Raw genomic sequence first — 19,048 nt, forward strand, 5'->3', positions numbered from 1 at the left:
CCGCCCGCGCCCTCGGACCTCAGGGCCCCGTGCGCGCTGCCCTCGGGGCAGGATCCGGACACCGCTGGGCGGCTCGGGTGTCCCTCCCTGCGCCCGGGGCCCGTTCCGCTTAATCTTCCCCGCATGGCTGCGGCTCAGGGACGACTGTCGGACGGCGCTGGCGATATGGACGAACCGAAGGGGACCGAGGGGGAGCTCGGGCACGGGGGTGCGCCTCCGCTGCCCTTCCGGGCCGCTGTCGACGCGCTGCGCAGCGCGCGACTGCGGCCGCAGATCGAGATGGAGCCCGCGCCCGCGCCGAAGCGGCTCGCTCCGCACGCGTACGCGCTGGAGGCGGCGGTCGTCGACGGCGACCAGGATCTGGCCGACGGCCGGCTGGTGCTGCTGCACGATCCGGCCGGGCACGAGGGCTGGCAGGGCACCTTCCGGCTGGTGACGCTGGTGCGCGCGGAGCTTGAGCAGGAGATGGCGGCGGATCCGCTGCTGCCGGACGTGTGCTGGTCCTGGCTGACCGGTGCGCTCGCGGCGCGCGGGCTGTCGTACGGGGAGCCGAGCGGCACGGTGACGCGGGCGAGCTCCCACTACTTCGGAGGGCTGTCCACGCGGCCGGCCGCCTCGCAGATCGAGATCCGCGCCTCCTGGACGCCCCGGGAGGGCCTGGGCGGGATTCCGGACACGGCCGCGCATCTGGTCGCGTGGTGCGATCTGCTGGCGCAGGTCGCGGGGCTGCCGCCGGCCGCTCCCGGTGACGCGTCGGTGGTGACGCTGCCGCAGCGGAGGGGGCCGCAGTCGCGCTGAGCCTGCCGCTCGCGACGCCCGGCCAACGTCATCACCCATCTCTTTGTCGATACGACCACTTTCGGAAGCGTTGCGACGCAGACCGAAACCGTTCGATCTTCGAATGATCGATCGTGCGTCCGAATTGTACGGATTGTTACTCACTAAATCGTGATCATTTCCTAAAGGACATCAGGTTTGATGCCGAAGACGACTGTGACCTTGAAAGCACGGTTCGTCCCGGCTTCACCCCCCACGAGCCGGCCCGCCCGCACCCCAGGAGGCCTGGTGTCCGTTCTCCTCGAGCAGCCCGCAAGCCTGGTCGCCTACCGCCCGAACAAGCCGACCGCCATGGTGGTCGTGGCCGACCCCCGCGTCCGTTCCACCGTCACCCGCCATCTGTGGGCGCTCGGTGTGCGCGACGTGATCGAGGCCTCGTCCGTCGCGGAGGCTCGTCCCCGCATCGGCAACCCCCGCGACATCTGCGTCGCCGAAGTCCATCTGCCGGACGGTTCCGGCCTCACCCTCCTGTCCGAGACCCGCGCCGCCGGCTGGCCCAACGGCCTCGCCCTGTCCGCCGCCGACGACATCGGCGCCGTGCGCAACGCCCTCGCCGGCGGAGTGAAGGGCTACGTCGTCACCGGCACCCGCACCAACCTCGGGCTCCCCACCCGACCCGGTGCCGCTCCCATCGGCGCCGCCGCCGCGCGCCTGCACCGCCGTCCCCCGGGTGCTCCGAGCCACCCGGGTGGCTACCGGGAACTGTCCGGCCGCGAGGTCGAGGTGCTGCGGCTGGTGGCGGAGGGCCAGTCGAACAAGGCGATCGGCGTCTCGATGGGCCTGTCCGCACTGACCGTCAAGAGCCACCTCGCCCGCATCGCCCGCAAGCTCGGCACGGGCGACCGGGCCGGAATGGTGGCGGTGGCCCTGCGCACCGGCATCATCCACTGACCCCTGCGCCCGCTGCCCCCTGCCCCCTAGCCACTACCCACCGGTCCGTGAACCGGATCTTTCACTGTCCTGACTGATTCACGCCCCCCGGCGCCCATCGGCGGAACGTTTCGTCGGCGGGCGCCTTCGCGGCGCGGACACCCTGGATCCATCCTGGATTCCCCCTGATGCGGGCCCGCCCAGCACGAAGAGCCGTCCGAGACCCCCGCACGCTCCCGGCAATCGGCGCGGAGGCGTGCGTCCCACGCCGGGCCCCCTGCCACGGCATCGCTCGACCCCCAGGAGCCGGCCGACCACCCGGGAGCACCGCGCGCGGCTCTCAGCCAGTGGATCCGCTGCGGCATCGGCCCGGAGGCGATCAAGGTGGGCCGTCACCGGTGCCGGACTCGAGGGGCCCATCGGGCGCTCACAGAAGAGGAGAGGCAGGACGCCGAGGAAAACGATCGCCCCGCTCGGACCGACCGAAGTCCGGGAGGGCTCGGCGGCGTGCCGAGGAACGGAGCACTTCCGCATGCCGCGCCAGGCCGAGGCTCGTTCGTCCTCGACCTGGCCGGCCAGACCGCCCGCGCCATGAGGGGCCGGAAGCGATGCGCCGCGGTCTGAAGGTGGGGCACTGATGGTCGCCGGCCCGCCGGGAGTCGGGAGGACGACCGTCGCCGTACAACTCGTCCGCGCTCGCCCGGGACTGGACGATGCGGTGCTCGGGCTCCCGGTGAAGACCGATCAGGGCCGGACGCTCCACGGCCCTGGCTGCGTCCATGGCGGTCATCGGGCTTCCACCCCGGTTCGGAGGTCCGTGGCGCCCCCGTACGCTGGAGCCCCCGTGCTCAGGTGGACTTGCCGGTGCGGGTCTCCACCCGGCCGTCGGCCCCGTCCTGGCCTTGCCCTTGGACCGTGTGCTGGGTGTTCGGGTCGGTGCTGTAGTTCCCGTAGTTCCACCCGTCCCCCCCGGTCCCAGAACCTCCCTGTCCGCCCTGAGCGTTCCCGCTGCCGCTGTCGTCGACCCGGCGGTAGCTGCCCTGGGCATCGGCACCGTCCTGGCCACGCTGGCTACCGGACTGGTTGTAGGTGACATGTGGTCCGCTCTGACCGCCTCGGCATCCGTCGCAGTTCACGACTGACGCCAACGCGTTTCCCGAGCCATACGCGGACAGCGCGGCTGCGGCCGCGGCGATACCAGCAACGGCCAGCGTACGGATGGCAGAGGTCATCGTGACACCATCTCATTCTCTTCTCTTCGGCGGATATTTCAGACTTTCTCAGCCTAAGCGGGCCTGACGGCGAGCGGGAACCACGACTACTCCCATCGCGCTCCAAGCCCAGCCGAATGCACTAGGCGACGGGACCACCGGCCGCGCTCACCGCCCGGGAAAGGGCGTCACCGGCAGCGCGGACGGACTGCGGCCGGCCATCGGTCGCACCCGACGCGGCGGATCCGCCGGCCCACCGCGCCGTCGGCACCGGTCACACACCACAACGACCCTCGAGTCCGTTCGTGACAGCGGGCCCACACATCCCAAGATCTATAAAGTCGGACATAATAGTCTAGACGGGCGAAAGTAATGTCACATGCCTGCTTTTCATAGAAATTCTCCTATGATTCCAACCATGTGAGGATCGCACCGATCCTCTTCGCACCAGTAGGAGAGTAAATGCGCAAGTACCAGAAGGCGTTCGTCGTGGTCGCCATGCTCGGATCGGTCGGCACCCTCGGTGCGGGCACCGCTCAGGCCGGCGGCATGTCCCACGACGGCTCGGGTGTCCCGTCCGTGTGCACGGCCGTTGGTGGCGCGGGCGGCTCGGGTTCCGGCGGCCTCGGGGTCAACCTCCTGAACATCAACGTCCTTGGCGACCAGACGAACAGCGCGGGCAACGGCGCCGGTGGCGCGGGCGGCAGCGCCACCTGCTGACCGAATCGCCACATCCGAGTGCCGCAATCGGGCAACCAGCCACCCGGCGGGCGGCCCCGGCAGTTGACCGGTGCCACCGTCAGAACCTCGTCGTCCCGGCGATGACGGGGCCGGTGACCGAGCGGTTGCGGCTCTGATGGGCTTCTTCGTCGGTTGACGCATCAAGGCAGGGCCTCTTGGTAGCTCGACACTGCGCAAGGCAGAGCGACCAGGAGGCCCTGCTTGCTGTGAACGGCCAGTTCCACACGGCAGGTACAGGGTGGACCCGTCGCGGCATGACCTGCTTCGGTTGTGGGCGTCCGCACGCGGTCGGTCGACCACCCGGTCAGGACCCTCGGCGCGGACACCGAGGCGCCACCGTCCATCGGCCGCTGACCACGATCCTCGACCCGGACACGCCCCCGGCAGCCGACCTCGCCGCGCTCTACGTCCGGCGCTGGACGCGACCACGCCTTCCAGGACTTCGGCGACCGTGAGGCCGTCCTGATGGCCGATCACCCGCCGCACCAACCGACGCCCCACTCCGGTCGGCCGCGTCCTGCACCGGTCACGCCGGCGACGACGGCGCCGACGCCAGGCCCGCATCAGCCACCGCGAACGGCGCGAACACGCCCCTGAACTGATCAGCAGTCAGCCAGAACACCGGTCCAGCACCAAGCAACCCCAGACGCCACAAGGGCGGGGCCCGAAGGGGCCCCGCCCTTTCATCACCATCACGGGAAACGGAAGGAAAACCGCATGGCGGATCAGACAATACTATCTTTCCTGCACAAATAGGTCAGGAAACCGACTTTTCTGACCCTTCATCACCTACCGACAGAACCGGTACACCGTCCACCACCGGCACGTCACCCGACTCGACCACGCCCCTCGGGGTCGCGGAACGCGCCGATGCCGGGCGGCTCCACACCACCACAACAGGCGCGTTGACCTAAATGGGTACAAACGGCGTGATGTGCTTGTTTTCGACATCAACTCTCATATGATCTTTTTTCCAACCACATGAGGATCACACCCGATCCTCATCGCACAAGTAGGAGACTTGATGCGCAAGTATCAGAAGGCGTTCGTCGTGGTCGCCATGCTCGGATCGGTCGGCACCCTCGGTGCGGGCACCGCTCAGGCCGGCGGCATGTCCACCAACCACGGCGTGGACGTGTGTCAGGCCGTCGGCGGCTCGGGCGGCTCGGCCAGCGGCGGTATCGGCATCAACGCCCTGAACATCAACCTCATCGGCGACCAGATGAACAGCGCCGGCGACGGCATGGGTGGCGCGGGCGGCAACGCGTCCTGCAGCTGACCAAGCCGCCACTTCGAGTCGCCGCATCCGTGATCACTCCGACGGGCGGCCCCGGCTAGTTGACCGGTGCCACCGTCAGCACGCCTCGCCCAGCGATGGCGGCAGAAGGTGATGCGAACGGATCGGAGCTCGGGTGAGCGCCTTGGTCGCTTATGCGTGAAGGCAGGGCCTCCTGGTGGTTCGGGGCTTATCGGATCCGATCGAGCACCGCCCGGAGGCCCTGCCGCGTACCCACGACCAGCGAGGCGACCCTCAGCATCGAGTCGTCGAAGCGACTCGGTCACCACCATCGGCTCGTGGGGAGGACGGTGTCCTGGTCGGCAGCCTGCCGACGCCTGCACCGCCGTCCGCGGGCAAGGCCGCCACTTTCCGCATCGGGGATGGCGGCCTTCGCCGTGTGTCGACTGCCGCGTCACTCCTCAGCGAGCCGGTGCGGCATCGCGCCCGGCGCGTCGCACGCCTGGTCGCCCGACCGTTCTTCGGCGGGAAACACGACCGGGGCAGCCGAAGGCCCTGGACCAGGTGATCGGTGGCGCCGCCGCTCGCCAAGGATCCCCCCTGTCCCCGGCGAACGAGGCCCCCGCAAGGGTGATCGCGCAGGCCACGCCGTCGGCGCACTCGATGTCGGTCGTGACGACCGCTTCCTCACCGGTGCGCGGTGAGGCACACGGCGGCGGGCAGCGCTGCGCGACGACAAGAATCACGGAGGCCTGTTTTCGCTGGTCAGCCCAGCTCCTGTGCGGAGGGGCAGGTCAGGCGCCCGCCCGTACGGATACCCTTGACAGGTGACCGACGCCCACGACACCGCAGCAGACAGTTCCCTGCGAACCACCGGAGGCGCCCCTCCGGACGACGGCGGATCTTCTGCTACCGAGGCGCCGATCCCCTTGCTCGAACCCCGCGAGGGCATTCCGCCCGTGATCGCGGACGAGGCCGCCCTCGCCGAGGTGATCGCGGCCTTCGCCGCGGGCACCGGACCCGTCGCCGTGGACGCCGAGCGCGCCTCCGGCTACCGCTACGGCCAGCGCGCCTACCTCGTCCAGCTGCGCCGCGAAGGAGCGGGCAGCGCGCTGATCGACCCCGTCGCCTGCCCCGACCTGTCCGGTCTGGGCGAGGCGCTGTCCGGCGTCGAGTGGGTGCTGCACGCTGCCACCCAGGACCTGCCCTGTCTGCGCGAGATAGGCATGGTGCCCACCCGTCTCTTCGACACCGAGCTCGCCGGACGCCTGGCCGGGTTCCCCCGGGTGGGCCTCGGCGCGATGGTCGAGAACGTGCTCGGTTTCGTACTGGAGAAGGGCCACTCCGCCGTCGACTGGTCCACCCGCCCGCTGCCCGAGCCCTGGCTGCGCTACGCCGCCCTCGACGTCGAACTGCTCGTCGACCTCAGGGACGCGCTGGAGAAGGAACTGGACCGGCAGGGCAAGCTGGAGTGGGCCCGGCAGGAGTTCGACGCGATCGCCTCGGCACCGCCGCCGGAGCCCCGCAAGGACCCCTGGCGGCGCACCTCCGGCATGCACAAGGTCCGCCGGCGCCGGCAGATGGCCGTCGTCCGGGAGCTGTGGCAGACCCGCGACCGGATCGCCCAGCGCCGGGACGTCTCCCCCGGCAAGGTGCTCTCGGACGCGGCCATCGTGGAGGCCGCGCTCGCCGTGCCCGCCAACGTCCACGCCCTGGCCGCGCTGAACGGGTTCGGGCAGCGCGTGGGGCGGCGCCAGCTGGAGCAGTGGCAGGCGGCCGTCGACCGGGCCAAGGCGCTGAGCGAGTCCCAGCTGCCCCAGCCCGGTCAGCCGGTGACCGGTCCCCCGCCGCCGCGCGCGTGGGCCGACAAGGACCCGGAAGCCGCGGCGCGGCTGTCCGCGGCCCGGGCGGGCGTGAGTGCGCTGGCCGAACGGCTGAACATGCCGCAGGAGAACCTGATCACGCCGGACACCGTGCGGCGCGTTTGCTGGGAGCCGCCGAAGCCGGCCGACGCGGAGTCGGTCGCCGCCGCGCTGGCCGCCTACGGGGCCCGGGCATGGCAGGTGGAGCAGGTCACGCCCGTGCTGGTCGCGGCGTTGGCATCGGCCTAGGCAGTCGCCGTACGGCGGGTGCGGGTCGTGGGTGGCCCGTCGCACCCGCGGGGCGGAGCCGCACGACTCGGCCCCGCGTCCCTGAGAGGGCTGCCCCTGGCGTTCCTTTCCGGGGGCGCTACTTCGTCGCCCCCCTCATGAAGCCGTTGTAGATGAAGCGCTGGAGGAAGAGGAAGACGATCAAGGTGGGGAGGATGACCAGGATCGCGCCCGCCGAGATCGTCTCCCAGTGCGCTCCGAAGGGGCCCTTGAAGCGGAACAGGGACGTCGAGATCACGCCAAGATCCTCGGAGGGCATGTAGAGGAAGGGGATGTAGAAGTCGTTGTAGACGTTGATCCCCTTCACGATCACCACCGTCGCGATCGCCGGCTTGAGCAGCGGGAAGATCACCTTGCGGTAGACGGCGAAGGCGTTGGCACCGTCCAGTCGCGCCGCCTCGTCCAGCGAGATGGGGATGGATCGGATGAACTGCAGGAAGATGTAGATCGACACGATGTCGGTGCCCATGTAGAGCGCGATCGGCGCCCACAGGCTGTCGAACATGCCGAAACTGTTGACGATCTGGAAGGTCGCCACCTGGGTGGTCACCCCGGGGACCAGCGCGGCGAGCAGGAACAGCGTCACGACCAGCTTCTTGAAGCGGAAGTGGAAGCGGTCGATGGCGTACGCCGTCATCGAGCCGATGAGGATCGTGCCGCCGACGGCGACGACGAGGATGATCGCCGTGTTGCCGAAGGCGGACAGCATCTGGCCGTCCCGGAACGCGGTCACGTAGTTGTCGAGGTTCAGCGGGTCGTCGGGAAGCGCCAGCGCCCCGCTGCCGTTCGCCATCTCCTTCGAGGACTTCAGCGAGGTCAGGAAGACCACGGCGAGCGGCAGCAGCACGACCAGCGTCGCGAGGATCAGCGACAGGTACACGAGGGTGCGGGCCACGGTACGGCGGGTCATACGAGGTCCACCTTCTCGTCGGGGACGATGCGCCGCTGCACCCAGGTGACCGCCAGGACGATCAGCAGCAGTACGACGGCGGCGGCCGAGGCGAGCCCCGTCTTGTTGAACTGGAAGGCCAGCTTCACCGTCTGGATCACGAAGGTCTCGGTGCCGGTGGCGCCGCCGGTCATGATGTACGGGATCTCGAAGACCGACAGCGAGCCGGAGACGGAAAGGATCACGCTCAGGCTCAGCACGGGTTTGATGCCGGGCGCGATGATGTGCCGGAACTGGTGCCAGCGGCCGGCGCCGTCGATCTCGGCCGCCTCGTACAGCTCGCCCGGGATGGACTGGATGGCGCCGAGGAACAGCACGAAGTTCAGGCCCGTGTAGCGCCAGACGGAGACGCCGGCGAGTGAGGTGTTCGCGGAGAACGGCGTGCCCAGCCAGGCGTGGTCGGTCTCGACGCCGAGGAGGCCCAGTACGGAGTCGAGGGTGCCGCCGTCCTGGAAGAAGTAGAGGAAGACGAAGCCGATCGCCACCCCGTTGATCAGGTACGGGAAGAACAGCACGCCCTTGAAGAAGTTCCGGAAGCGGACGTCGAAGCTGAGGAGCGTGGCGAAGTAGAGGGCGGCGACGATCTGCACCACGGAGGCGACGAGGTAGTAGCCGCTGACGAAGAACACCTCGAACAGCTCGGAGCGTGTGAGGAGTTCGGTGTAGTTCTCGGTGCCCGTGTAGGTCAGCTCCGGGCTGACGCCGTCCCAGTCGGTGAAGCTGTACGCCACCATGTTGGCGATCGGCGCGTAGGTGAAGGTCAGGAGCAGGGCCAGCGGGGCGATCAGGAAGAGCCAGGGAGTGAGGCGGCGCGAGAACCGGGTGCGGCGCGAGGCGCGTGCCGCGCGCTTCGGCCCGGCGGACGCGGCCGGGGGTACCGGCCGCGCCGCCTTGCGGGTGGTGTCCGCCATCAGGACCCCAGGGAAGCGCGCGCCTCGGCCCACCGCTTGCCGAGGTCGCTCAGGAAGTCGTCGAGGCTGCCCTTGCGTGCGCCGCGGGCCAGGTCGACGAGTTCCTGGCGGTAGTCGGGCTTGTAGATGCCGACCTCGGACTGGTTGTCGATGGACTTCACCTCGGCGCCCTTGGTGTCGTCGAGGTCGATCAGCTTCACGCCCTGCTCCTCGTACGGCTTCAGCACGTCGGGCAGCGGGGCGTCCTTCAGCGGGGACAGGGCGAGGTTGGCCTCCGCGTAGCCGGACCTGTCGGTGAACCAGTCGATCCAGGCGCGGGCGGCTTCCTTGTTGTCGGAGTTGACGTTGACGGCCTGCTGGTAGTCCGGGGAGGTCACCGCGCAGAAGGCGCCGTCCTGCTGCGCGGGGAAGGGCATGAAGCCGATGTCGGCGGGGTCGGTGCCGGCCTGCTTCGCCGCGTCCCGCATCTGGACGACGGCCCAGGAGCCGAGCCACATGGTGGCGATCTCGCCCTTGGCCAGCCTCGGCTTGGAGGCCTCCCAGTTGGTGGTGGTCGGGTCCTTCTCCACGAGGCCGGCGCGCACGATGTCGTGGAGGAGGGTGTCGGCCACGCGCAGGTCGGCGCCCCGCGCCCAGGGATCTCCCTCGGCGAGCTTCGTGGTGGCGTTCGTGTCGCAGCCGACGGAGCCGTTGACGTTGGTCCACTGGGTCAGGGGCCACATGTCCTTGAAGTTGGTGTAGTACGGCACCGCGTCGGTCTTCGACCTGATCGCCTTCAGGTCGGCGAGGAAGTCTGCGGGGGTGGTGGGCCAGTCGGTGACGCCGGCCTCGCTCCAGACCTTCTTGTTGTAGATGAAGCCGGGGACGACGCCGATGGGGCTCTGGCCGTAGACCTTGCCGTCGACGGTGGAGTAGTCGGTGAAGCGGTACTTGGCGCTGCGTTCCGCCTTGCTGCCCAGGGAGGCGAAGAACGTCGGGTAGTCCTTCTTCTCGATCACCGCGGGGATCATCAGGACGTCGCCGTAGTTCTCCGTGTTCATACGGATCTTGACCTCGCCCTCGTAGTCGGTGAGGGCGTCGAACTCGACCTTCACGCCGGGGTGGGTCTTGTTGAACTCGGCGGCGTACTTCTTCATCGTCCCGTCCTGCACCAGGTCGGTCCGGTGGGTGAGGACCGTGATGGACCCCTTGGCCTCGGACGGGTCGTCGGGCGCCTCGGCGTCCGCGCCCTTCGAGGAGCCTCCCGTGCCCGTGCAGGCCGAGGCCAGGAGGGCGAGGACGGCGATCGATCCGGCGAGTACCTTGCGTCGGTTCATGTGCACCAGCTCCGTTCACGGGGCGGACGAGCACGAGTGGCTTGGCTGGTTCGGCACTCTGGCAGCACCTCACTGAACCGGTAAAGTCTCTATTGCGCCAACGGTGCCAAAACGTTGCCCAGGCACGGATGAACCGGTTTAGGGAGTGTGCATGCGTCAGGTCACACCACTCACCGACGGATGGATCCTGCGACACCCGGACGGCACGGGGGACGCGCTCCCCGCTTCGGTGCCGGGGTGTGTGCACACCGATCTGCTGGCGGCCGGGCTGATCCCCGATCCGTTCCTCGGCCGGAACGAGGCGGAGGTGGAGTGGGTGGGCCGGCGGGACTGGACGTACGAGACGGATCTGACGGCCGCGTCCACCGCGCACGAGCAGACGGATCTCGTCTTCGACGGACTCGACACCGTCGCCGAGATCCTGCTCGACGGCCGGTCGCTGGGCCGGGTACGGAACATGCACCGCTCGTACCGTTTCGACGTGACCGGGCTGAGTGGCCGGCTCGCGGTGCGGTTCGCCTCCGCCTACGCCGAGGCGGAGGCGGTGCGCGGCACGCTGGGCGAGCGGCCCGGCGCCTACGCCGAGCCCTACCAGTACGTACGCAAGATGGCCTGCTCGTTCGGCTGGGACTGGGGGCCGACGCTGGTCACGGCCGGGATCTGGCGGCCGGTGCGGCTGGAGCGCTGGTCGACGGCCCGGATGTCCCGGGTGCGCCCGCTGGTCACCGTCGAGGACGGCGTGGGGCGGGTCGAGCTGGCCGTCGACGTGGAGCGCTCCCGGGTCGAGGCGCCGCTCACCGTCGAGGCGAGCGTCGGCGGCGTGCGCGCCCGCGCGAAGATCGACGGGACGCACGGGACCGTACGGCTCGAGGTGCCGGACGCACGGCTGTGGTGGCCCCGCGGGTACGGCGAACAGCCCATGTACGAGGTGGAGTTGACGCTTCTGCACGGTGAGGACCCGCTGGACGTGTGGCGGCGCCGGATCGGGTTCCGGACGCTGGAGCTGGACACCTCGGCCGACGCGCACGGAACCGGGTTCACGCTGGTGGTCAACGGCGAACGGCTGTTCGCGCGGGGCGTCAACTGGATCCCGGACGACGTCTTCCCGTCCCGGATCACCCGGGAGCGGTACCGGCGGCGGCTTGAGCAGGCGGCCGGAGCGGGTGTGGACCTCGTCCGTGTCTGGGGCGGCGGGATCTACGAGAGCGAGGACTTCTACGACGCCTGCGACGAGTTGGGGCTGCTGGTCTGGCAGGACTTCCCCTTCGCCTGCGCGGCCTACCCCGAGGAGCAGCCGCTGCGCGGGGAGGTGGAGGCGGAGGCCCGGGAGAACGTCGTACGGCTGATGCCTCATCCGTCGCTGGTGCTGTGGAACGGCAACAACGAGAACCTGTGGGGCTTCCGGGACTGGGACTGGGAGCCGGGGCTGGCCGGGGACTCCTGGGGCGAGGGCTACTACCTGGGCGTGCTGCCGCGCGTGGTGGCCGAGTTGGATCCGACCCGGCCGTACACGGCGGGCAGTCCCTGGTCCGGGTCCTGGCAGCACCACCCGAACGATCCGGCGCACGGTACGCATCACTCCTGGGAGGTGTGGAACCGCACCGACTACGCCGACTACCGGCTGAACGTCCCCCGTTTCGTGGCCGAGTTCGGCTGGCAGGCGCCGCCCGCGTACGCCACGGTGCGGCGGGCGCTGCCCGGGGAGGAGCTCGCGCCGGACTCGCCCGGCATGCTGCACCACCAGAAGGCCGACGACGGCAACGGCAAGCTGGAGCGCGGGCTGGCCCGCCACTTCGCCGTGCCGGAGGGGGACTTCGACCGCTGGCACTATCTGACGCAGGTCAACCAGGCGCGGGCGATCGCCGCCGGGATCGAGCACTGGCGCTCGCACTGGCCGGTGTGCGCGGGCACGGTGGTGTGGCAGCTCAACGACTGCTGGCCGGTGACGTCCTGGGCCGCGATCGACGGGGACGGACGGGAGAAGCCGCTCTACCACGAGCTGCGGCGGCTGTACGCGGACCGGCTGCTGACCGTGCGCGGGCGGGGTGACGGTGACGGCCTGCTGGTGGCGGCGGTCAACCAGGCCGCCGGGCGCTGGCACGGCACGCTGCGGCTGCGCCGGATGTCCGTCGAGGGCACGGTGATCGGTGAGGCGAGCCCGGCACTGGCCGCCGAGGGGCGGACGGTGGCCGAGGTGGCGGTCCCCGAGGACCTGGTCCCCGTCGGCCCCAAGGAGTTCCTCGTCGCCGACGCGGACGGTCTGCGGGCGCTGCACTTCCCCGCACCGGACCGGGACATCCCCTACCCGCAACCGGAGTTCGAGGTCGCGCTCGCGCCGGACGGGATCACGGTGACGGCCCGCACGCTGGTCCGGGATCTGCTGCTCCAGGCGGACCGGCTGGACCCGGACGCGCGGGCCGACCGGGGGCTGGTGACGCTGCTGCCCGGGGAAGAGGTGACCATCGGGGTGCGGGGCTGGAAGACTGCGGACCCGGACACCGCCCGTTCCGCCCTGTACTGCGTGGAGCCCACTCGATGACGGCGACGCCGCCCGCTCGCGTCACCATCAAGGACGTCGCCGCGCGCGCCGGTGTGTCCAAGGGGGCCGTGTCCCTCGCCTTCAACCAGAAGCCGGGCCTGTCGCAGGCCACCCGGGACCGGATCTTCCGGGCGGCGCGGGAGCTGGGGTGGGCGCCGAGCCCGACCGCGCGGACCCTGGCCGGTTCGCGGGTGGACGTGGTGGGGCTCGCCGTGTGCCGGCCCGCCCGGCTGCTCGGCCTGGAGCCCTTCTACATGGAGTTCATCTCCGGGGTGGAGAGCGTCCTGGTCGAGCGGTCCTGCTCACTGCTGCTGCGGCTGGTGCGCAGCCCGGACGAGGAGACCGGGCTGATGGAGTCCTGGTGGCGGGGGCGGCAGATCGGCGGGTCGATCCTGGTGGACTTCCGCGCCGACGACCCCCGCCCGGCCGTGGCCCAGCGGCTCGGGCTGCCGGTGGTCGCCGTCGGGCACCCGACGCTGACGGGCGGGCTGACGTCCGTATGGACGGACGACGCCACCGCGGTGACCGAGGCCGTGCGGTATCTGGCGGCGCTGGGGCACCGGCGGATCGCCCGGGTCGGCGGCGCGGCGGCACTCGGGCACACCTCGATCCGTACGACCGCGTTCGACGAGGCGGTCCGGACACTGGAGCCGGCCGGCCGGGCCTGGCAGGTGGCCACCGACTTCTCGGGGGACGCGGGCGCGCGGGCGACCCGCTCGCTGCTGACGGCCGCGCCGGCGGACCGGCCGACGGCGATCGTGTACGACAACGACATCATGGCGGTGGCCGGTCTGTCGGTGGCGGCGGAGATGGGGCTGCGGGTTCCCGACGACGTGTCGCTGCTGGCGTGGGACGACTCGCAGCTGTGCCGGCTGACCCATCCCACGCTCTCCGCGATGAGCCATGATGTGCACGGGTTCGGTGCGGAGGTGGCGCGGACGCTGTTCGGGGCGATCACCGGGGAGGGGCCGGGGTCCCACCCGGTCGCCACCCCGGTCCTGACCCCGCGGGGCTCCACCGCCCCACCGTGATGCGGGGACGGTACCCCCACCGGGCACGGCCGGACGTGTGATGTTCACCGCTCCAGCCGACGGGACTGTGCAGTCACGTTACCCACAAGTAGCATGGCCTGTAAGCAAGCGCTCAGCATCCCGCACCCTGGAGGAGAGCCATCGTGCCTCGTACCGTCAGGGACGTCGTCTTCGTCGACGGCGTCCGCACCCCGTTCGGCAAGGCGGGCCCGAAGGGCATCTACCACGAGACCCGGGCCGACGACCTCGTCGTGAAGGCGATCCGGGAGCTGCTGCGCCGCAACCCCGGCCTCGACCCGAAGAAGATCGACGAGGTCGCCATCGCCGCGACCACGCAGATCGGCGACCAGGGCCTGACCATCGGCCGCACGGCCGGCATCCTCGCGGGCCTGCCCACCTCGGTCCCGGGCTACTCCATCGACCGCATGTGCGCGGGCGCCCTGACCGCCGTCACCACGGTGGCCGGCTCCGTCGCCTTCGGCGCGTACGACGTCGCCATCGCGGGCGGTGTCGAGCACATGGGCCGCCACCCCATGGGCGAGGGCGTGGACCCCAACCCGCGGTTCGTGAGCGAGAAGCTGGTCGACGAGTCCGCCCTGTTCATGGGCATGACCGCGGAGAACCTGCACGACCGCTACCCGCAGATCACCAAGCAGCGCGCCGACGAGTACGCCGTGCGCTCGCAGGAGAAGGCCGCCAAGGCGTACGCCAACGGCAAGATCCAGGCCGACCTGGTGCCGGTCTCGGTGCGCCGCACCAACGAAGAGGCCGGCGAGACCGGCTGGGGCCTGGTCACCGCCGACGAGCCGATGCGTCCGGGCACCACGCTGGAGAACCTGGCGAACCTCAAGACGCCGTTCCGCGTGCACGGCCGGGTCACCGCCGGCAACGCGGCCGGTCTGAACGACGGCGCCACCGCCTCGGTCATCGCCTCCGAGGACTTCGCCCGCGAGAACGGGCTGCCGGTCAAGATGCGCCTGGTCTCCTACTCCTTCGCGGGTGTGGAGCCCGAGGTCATGGGCTACGGCCCGATCCCGGCCACGGAGAAGGCCCTCGCCCAGGCGGGCCTGTCCATCTCCGACATCGGCCTGTTCGAGATCAACGAGGCCTTCGCCGTCCAGGTCCTGGCCTTCCTGGAGCACTACGGCATCGCCGACGACGACGAGCGCGTCAACCAGTACGGCGGCGCCATCGCCTTCGGCCACCCGCTGGCCTCCTCCGGCGTCCGCCTGATGACGCAGCTGGCCCGCCAGTTCGAGGAGCAGCCGCACGTCCGCTACGGCCTGACCACCATGTGCGTCGGCTTCGGCATGGGCGCGACGGTCATCTGGGAGAACCCGCACTTCGAGAACGCCGGAGGCAGCAAGTGAGCACCACCGCAGAGCTGTTGAAGGGTGCGGCCGAGCTGTTCCCGGGTGAGGTCGTCACGCAGGCGCACGTACGCCACTTCGACCTGCCGCTGGGCGCGGGCCGTTTCGCCCTGATCACCCTGGACAACGGTCACGACCACACCAAGCCGACCACGCTCGGCCCGCAGTCGCTGGCGAACATCGACGCCGCGATCGACCAGGTCGAGAAGGAGGCCGCGGACGGCGAGATCATCGGCGTCGGCGTCACCGGCAAGCCGTTCATCTTCGCGGTCGGCGCCGACCTCAAGGGCGTCGAGCTGCTGAAGCGGCACGAGGACGCGCTCGCCATCGGCAAGGGCGGCCACGACGTCTTCAAGCGGCTGTCGCAGCTCGCCGTGCCGACGTTCGCGTACTACAACGGCGCCGCCATGGGCGGTGGCGTCGAGGTCGGTCTGCACTGCACCTACCGCACGGTGTCCGCGGCCCTCCCGGCGTTCTCCCTGCCCGAGGTCTTCCTCGGCCTGGTCCCCGGCTGGGGCGGCTGCACCCTGCTGCCGAACCTGATCGGCGCCGACAAGGCCGTCTCCGTGATCATCGAGAACAGCCTCAACCAGAACAAGCAGCTCAAGGGCGCGCAGGTCTACGAACTCGGCATCGCGGACGCGATCTTCGAGGGCGCGGACTTCCTGGAGCAGTCGCTGATCTGGACGGCGGCCGTCCTCAAGGGCGAGATCATCGTCGAGCGTGAGGTGATCGACCGCGGCGAGGCCTGGGACGAGGCCGTCGCCAAGGGCCGCTTCATCGCCGACTCCAAGGTGCACGGCGCCGCCCCGGCCGCCTACCGCGCCCTGGACATCATCGCCGCCGCCAAGAACGGCGACCTCCAGCAGGGCTACGACGCCGAGGACCAGGCGCTCGCCGACCTGATCATGGGCGGCGAACTGCGCTCCGGCATCTACGCCTTCAACCTGGTGCAGAAGCGCGGCAAGCGTCCCGCGGGCGCCCCGGACAAGAACCTGGCCCGTCCGGTCACCAAGGTCGGCGTCGTCGGCGCCGGTCTGATGGCCTCGCAGCTCGCGCTGCTGTTCCTGCGCCGCCTCGAGGTGCCGGTCGTGCTGACCGACATCGACCAGGAGCGCGTCGACAAGGGTGTGGGCTACGTCCACGCCGAGATCGACAAGCTGCTCGGCAAGGGCCGTATCAACCAGGACAAGGCCAACCGCCTCAAGGCGCTGGTCACCGGTGTGCTGGACAAGGCCGAGGGCTTCGCGGACGCCGACTTCGTCATCGAGGCGGTCTTCGAGGAGATGGGCGTCAAGCAGCAGGTGTTCGCCGAGGTCGAGGCGGTCGCCCCGGCGCACGCGATCCTCGCCACGAACACCTCCTCGCTCTCCGTGACGGAGATGGCGTCGAAGCTGAAGCACCCCGAGCGGGTCGTCGGCTTCCACTTCTTCAACCCCGTCGCCATCCTCCCGCTGCTCGAGATCGTCCGCGGCGAGCAGACCGACGACGCCTCCCTCGCCACGGCGTTCGGTGTCGCCAAGAAGCTGAAGAAGACCGCGGTACTGGTCAAGGACGCCCCGGCGTTCGTCGTGAACCGCATCCTGACCCGCTTCATGGGCGAGATCCAGAACGTCATCGACGAGGGCACCCCGGTCGAGGTCGCCGAGAAGGCGGTGGAGCCGCTCGGTCTGCCGATGTCCCCGCTGGTGCTGCTGGAGCTGGTCGGCCCGGCGATCGGGCTCCACGTGTCCGAGACGCTCAACAAGGCGTTCCCGGACCGGTTCACGGTCTCCCCGAACCTCAAGGCGGTCGTCGAGGCGGGCAAGCGCGGCTTCTACGTCTACGACAGCGGCAAGCCGGAGCTGGACCCGGAGGTCGCCGCGCTGCTCAAGCAGGGCGACACCGTCCTCACCGAGGAGCAGGTGCGGGCGCGGGTGCTGGACGCCGTGGCGCAGGAGATCGGGCTCATGCTCGACGAGGGCGTCGTCGCCGAGGCCCAGGACATCGACCTGTGCCTGATCACGGGCGCGGGCTGGCCGTTCCACCTGGGCGGCATCACGCCGTACCTGGACCGCGAGGGTGTCTCCGAGCGCGTCAACGGCAAGACGTTCCTGGAGCCCGGGGTGGCTTCCGTTCCGGCGTGACGGTCGTACGCGAGACGAGGAGGGCCTCCGCCTGTGGCGGGGGCTCTCCTCGTCATGCGTCCCGCACGTGGGCGGGAACGCGGGCCGCCGGTCACCGCCGTGCCGACCACGTGGCTGCCGGGACCGATGCGCACGCTCGCAGGCCGGTGCCGTCCGGGAGCGGGGCTGTCAGGTCTGCGACGGTCCCGGTGGGTCCGCGGGGAGCAGAACCACTCCGTCCTCGTCGGCGTGCAGGATGTCGCCGACAGCGAACGTGACCCCGCCGAAGGACACGGGGACGTCCACCGCGCCACGACCGGTCTTGCCGGCCCGGCGCGGATTGGTGCCCAGTGCCTGCACGCCGAGCTGTATGCCGCCGAGGGCGACGCTGTCGCGGACAGCCCCGTGCACGACCACCCCCGCCCACCCGTTGTCGCGAGCCCTGGTCGCCATGCGGTCGCCGAAGAGTGTGGTGGCGAGCGAGCCGCCTCCGTCGACGACCACGACGGCCCCACCGCCGGGCGTACGCAGCAACTCGTGCAGCAGTGCGTTGTCCTCGCGGCAGGACACCGTCCGCACGGGGCCGGCGAAGGAGCACGCGGCCCCATAGGTGGTGAACTGGAGGGCACAGACACGGAGTCTGTCGCCGTACCGGTCGGCGAGGTCGGCGGTGGGGACGGGCGTCGTCTGCATCGCTTGGATCACTACCTTTCACTGGCTTCGTGCTTCGCCGCAGGGGCCCATCGGCAACCCACTCGACACTTTGCACCAATCCACCGAGAGATACAATCTCTCGGTGAGGGAGTCCTTGCCGACTGGGTCCGCCGCGCTCCGGCTCCTAAGATGGGGCGTCCCCCGCCCCCGACCGAAGAGCGCAGCCTGATGTCGCGGCCGAACCTGACCACCTCCATCGCCACGCGCCTCGTGGACCTCCTGCGGCGCAGCGGCCTCGAAGAGGGGGCGCACGTCACCGAGCAGTGGGCGGCGGACGAGCTGGACGTCTCGCGCACACCGGCCCGTAAGGCGATGACCTTCCTCGCCGAGGTCGGCATCCTCAGGCGCGAGCCGAATCGGGGATTCTTCCTGGCCCGCGCCGCCGCCACTTTGACCAGGACGGACCTCTCGGCGGGCGCCGACGTCGAGGAGGACGCGTACTTCCGGATCGCGGACGACTACATCGGGGGCCGGTTCACCGGCCCGTTCACCGCGGCTGACGTCAGCCGCGGCTACGGCCTGACGTCCCGCCAGGCCGACCGGGTCCTGGCCCGCATGGAGTCCGAAGACCTGGTGCGCCGCAAGGCCGGTGGACGCGGCTGGGAGTTCCAGCAGGTGCTGTCGACGACGAAGGCGCACGATCAGAGCTATCGCTTCCGCATGATCATCGAGCCGAACGCCCTGCTGGAGCCCGGCTTCGCGGTCGACCCGGGGGTCGCGGCCGTGCACCGCCGGCAACAGGAGGCCCTGCTGCGCGGCGACATCCTGCTCCTGCCCCGGGCCGAGCTGTTCCACGTCAACGCCTCGTTCCACGAGATGCTCGTGAGCTTCTCGGGCAACCAGTTCCTCCTCGACGCCGCCCGCCGCCAGCACCGGCTGCGCCGCCTCATCGAATACCGCCACCAGGTCGACCGCTCCCGCCTGGCGGGCCAGGCCCGCGAGCACCTGCACCTGCTCGACCTGATCGAGGACGGCAAGCTCGAGGAAGCCGCCGCGTTCCTGCGCCGCCACCTGGACACGGTCCGCATCATCAAGACTCAGGGCTGATCACCTCCCAGGGCGCTCCT

The 19,048-nt window shown here is 70.3% G+C and carries 15 protein-coding genes; 10 read left to right on the plus strand and 5 right to left on the minus strand.

Annotation, left to right across the window (positions count from 1 at the left end):
- Nucleotides 1-123: 123 nt before the first annotated feature.
- Both IE178_RS16535 and IE178_RS16540 read left to right on the plus strand, forming a co-directional pair.
- Nucleotides 124-798, plus strand: a complete 675-nt coding sequence (locus IE178_RS16535; RefSeq protein WP_193512825.1) for a DUF3000 domain-containing protein — start codon at nucleotides 124-126, stop codon at nucleotides 796-798.
- 267 nt (nucleotides 799-1,065) lie between these two features.
- On the plus strand, nucleotides 1,066-1,728 hold the full coding sequence (locus tag IE178_RS16540) for a helix-turn-helix transcriptional regulator (protein WP_004923664.1): 663 nt from the start codon (nucleotides 1,066-1,068) through the stop codon (nucleotides 1,726-1,728).
- Nucleotides 1,729-2,555: 827 nt separating this feature from the next.
- On the opposite strand, the gene IE178_RS16545 is transcribed toward IE178_RS16540, so the two are convergent.
- Nucleotides 2,556-2,939: a hypothetical protein gene (locus IE178_RS16545; protein WP_193512826.1), complete on the minus strand. Its 384-nt coding sequence runs from the start codon at nucleotides 2,937-2,939 to the stop codon at nucleotides 2,556-2,558.
- A 441-nt stretch (nucleotides 2,940-3,380) separates the two neighbouring features.
- Between IE178_RS16545 and IE178_RS16550 the strand changes: the two genes are divergently transcribed.
- The 3 genes from IE178_RS16550 to IE178_RS16560 all read left to right on the plus strand — a co-directional run bounded on the left by IE178_RS16550 (nucleotide 3,381) and on the right by IE178_RS16560 (nucleotide 7,007).
- Nucleotides 3,381-3,638: a hypothetical protein gene (locus IE178_RS16550; protein WP_193512864.1), complete on the plus strand. Its 258-nt coding sequence runs from the start codon at nucleotides 3,381-3,383 to the stop codon at nucleotides 3,636-3,638.
- A gap of 1,045 nt (nucleotides 3,639-4,683) precedes the next feature.
- Entirely contained in the window at nucleotides 4,684-4,938 is a 255-nt protein-coding gene (locus tag IE178_RS16555; RefSeq protein WP_184761809.1) for a hypothetical protein, read from the plus strand.
- Nucleotides 4,939-5,723: 785 nt separating this feature from the next.
- A complete protein-coding gene (locus tag IE178_RS16560; RefSeq protein ID WP_193512827.1) occupies nucleotides 5,724-7,007 on the plus strand; it encodes a ribonuclease D in 1,284 nt (427 codons plus the stop codon).
- A gap of 118 nt (nucleotides 7,008-7,125) precedes the next feature.
- Here IE178_RS16560 and IE178_RS16565 read toward each other — a convergent pair whose 3' ends face one another.
- Genes IE178_RS16565 through IE178_RS16575 form a run of 3 tightly spaced genes read right to left on the minus strand, consistent with a single transcriptional unit; the run spans nucleotide 7,126 to nucleotide 10,222 of the window.
- On the minus strand, nucleotides 7,126-7,956 hold the full coding sequence (locus tag IE178_RS16565; protein WP_193512828.1) for a carbohydrate ABC transporter permease: 831 nt from the start codon (nucleotides 7,954-7,956) through the stop codon (nucleotides 7,126-7,128).
- Entirely contained in the window at nucleotides 7,953-8,906 is a 954-nt protein-coding gene (locus tag IE178_RS16570; protein ID WP_193512829.1) for a carbohydrate ABC transporter permease, read from the minus strand. The genes IE178_RS16565 and IE178_RS16570 overlap by 4 nt, the downstream gene beginning before the upstream one ends.
- The gene (locus tag IE178_RS16575) at nucleotides 8,906-10,222 is read right to left on the minus strand and encodes an ABC transporter substrate-binding protein (protein ID WP_193512830.1); all 1,317 of its coding nucleotides are present in this window, start codon (nucleotides 10,220-10,222) and stop codon (nucleotides 8,906-8,908) included. Before IE178_RS16575 ends, IE178_RS16570 begins: the two co-directional genes overlap by 1 nt.
- Before the next feature lie 151 nt (nucleotides 10,223-10,373).
- Between IE178_RS16575 and IE178_RS16580 the strand changes: the two genes are divergently transcribed.
- The 4 genes from IE178_RS16580 (at nucleotide 10,374) to IE178_RS16595 (ending at nucleotide 17,288) form a co-directional block, all read left to right on the plus strand.
- Nucleotides 10,374-12,761, plus strand: a complete 2,388-nt coding sequence (locus tag IE178_RS16580) for a glycoside hydrolase family 2 protein (RefSeq protein WP_193512831.1) — start codon at nucleotides 10,374-10,376, stop codon at nucleotides 12,759-12,761.
- Nucleotides 12,758-13,792, plus strand: coding sequence for a LacI family DNA-binding transcriptional regulator (locus tag IE178_RS16585; protein WP_193512832.1), 1,035 nt, complete (start codon nucleotides 12,758-12,760; stop codon nucleotides 13,790-13,792). The genes IE178_RS16580 and IE178_RS16585 overlap by 4 nt, the downstream gene beginning before the upstream one ends.
- 143 nt (nucleotides 13,793-13,935) lie before the next feature.
- Nucleotides 13,936-15,162 carry a thiolase family protein gene (locus tag IE178_RS16590; protein ID WP_193512833.1) on the plus strand — a complete coding sequence of 409 codons (1,227 nt, stop codon included), beginning with the start codon at nucleotides 13,936-13,938 and terminating at the stop codon, nucleotides 15,160-15,162.
- Nucleotides 15,159-17,288 carry a 3-hydroxyacyl-CoA dehydrogenase NAD-binding domain-containing protein gene (locus IE178_RS16595; RefSeq protein WP_193512834.1) on the plus strand — a complete coding sequence of 710 codons (2,130 nt, stop codon included), beginning with the start codon at nucleotides 15,159-15,161 and terminating at the stop codon, nucleotides 17,286-17,288. The genes IE178_RS16590 and IE178_RS16595 overlap by 4 nt, the downstream gene beginning before the upstream one ends.
- A 168-nt stretch (nucleotides 17,289-17,456) precedes the next feature.
- Here the strand turns inward: IE178_RS16595 and rraA are convergent, their stop codons facing one another.
- Nucleotides 17,457-17,960, minus strand: a complete 504-nt coding sequence (rraA, locus tag IE178_RS16600) for a ribonuclease E activity regulator RraA (RefSeq protein ID WP_184761544.1) — start codon at nucleotides 17,958-17,960, stop codon at nucleotides 17,457-17,459.
- Between the two features lie 189 nt (nucleotides 17,961-18,149).
- Here rraA and IE178_RS16605 point away from each other — a divergent pair, with 189 nt between their 5' ends.
- On the plus strand, nucleotides 18,150-19,028 hold the full coding sequence (locus IE178_RS16605; RefSeq protein WP_193512835.1) for a GntR family transcriptional regulator: 879 nt from the start codon (nucleotides 18,150-18,152) through the stop codon (nucleotides 19,026-19,028).
- The last annotated feature ends 20 nt before the right edge of the window (nucleotides 19,029-19,048 follow it).

Origin of the sequence: Streptomyces griseoloalbus, from assembly GCA_014650015.1 — a bacterium.
Taxonomy (GTDB): domain Bacteria; phylum Actinomycetota; class Actinomycetes; order Streptomycetales; family Streptomycetaceae; genus Streptomyces; species Streptomyces griseoloalbus.

Coding starts and splice junctions, on each gene's coding strand:
- rraA (WP_184761544.1), bottom strand. CDS start 17,960: ATGCAGACGACGCCCGTCCCCACCGCCGACCTCGCCGACCGGTACGGC.
- IE178_RS16570 (WP_193512829.1), bottom strand. CDS start 8,906: ATGGCGGACACCACCCGCAAGGCGGCGCGGCCGGTACCCCCGGCCGCG.
- IE178_RS16550 (WP_193512864.1), top strand. CDS start 3,381: ATGCGCAAGTACCAGAAGGCGTTCGTCGTGGTCGCCATGCTCGGATCG.
- IE178_RS16605 (WP_193512835.1), top strand. CDS start 18,150: ATGTCGCGGCCGAACCTGACCACCTCCATCGCCACGCGCCTCGTGGAC.
- IE178_RS16585 (WP_193512832.1), top strand. CDS start 12,758: ATGACGGCGACGCCGCCCGCTCGCGTCACCATCAAGGACGTCGCCGCG.
- IE178_RS16580 (WP_193512831.1), top strand. CDS start 10,374: ATGCGTCAGGTCACACCACTCACCGACGGATGGATCCTGCGACACCCG.
- IE178_RS16555 (WP_184761809.1), top strand. CDS start 4,684: ATGCGCAAGTATCAGAAGGCGTTCGTCGTGGTCGCCATGCTCGGATCG.
- IE178_RS16575 (WP_193512830.1), bottom strand. CDS start 10,222: ATGAACCGACGCAAGGTACTCGCCGGATCGATCGCCGTCCTCGCCCTC.
- IE178_RS16565 (WP_193512828.1), bottom strand. CDS start 7,956: ATGACCCGCCGTACCGTGGCCCGCACCCTCGTGTACCTGTCGCTGATC.
- IE178_RS16535 (WP_193512825.1), top strand. CDS start 124: ATGGCTGCGGCTCAGGGACGACTGTCGGACGGCGCTGGCGATATGGAC.
- IE178_RS16545 (WP_193512826.1), bottom strand. CDS start 2,939: ATGACCTCTGCCATCCGTACGCTGGCCGTTGCTGGTATCGCCGCGGCC.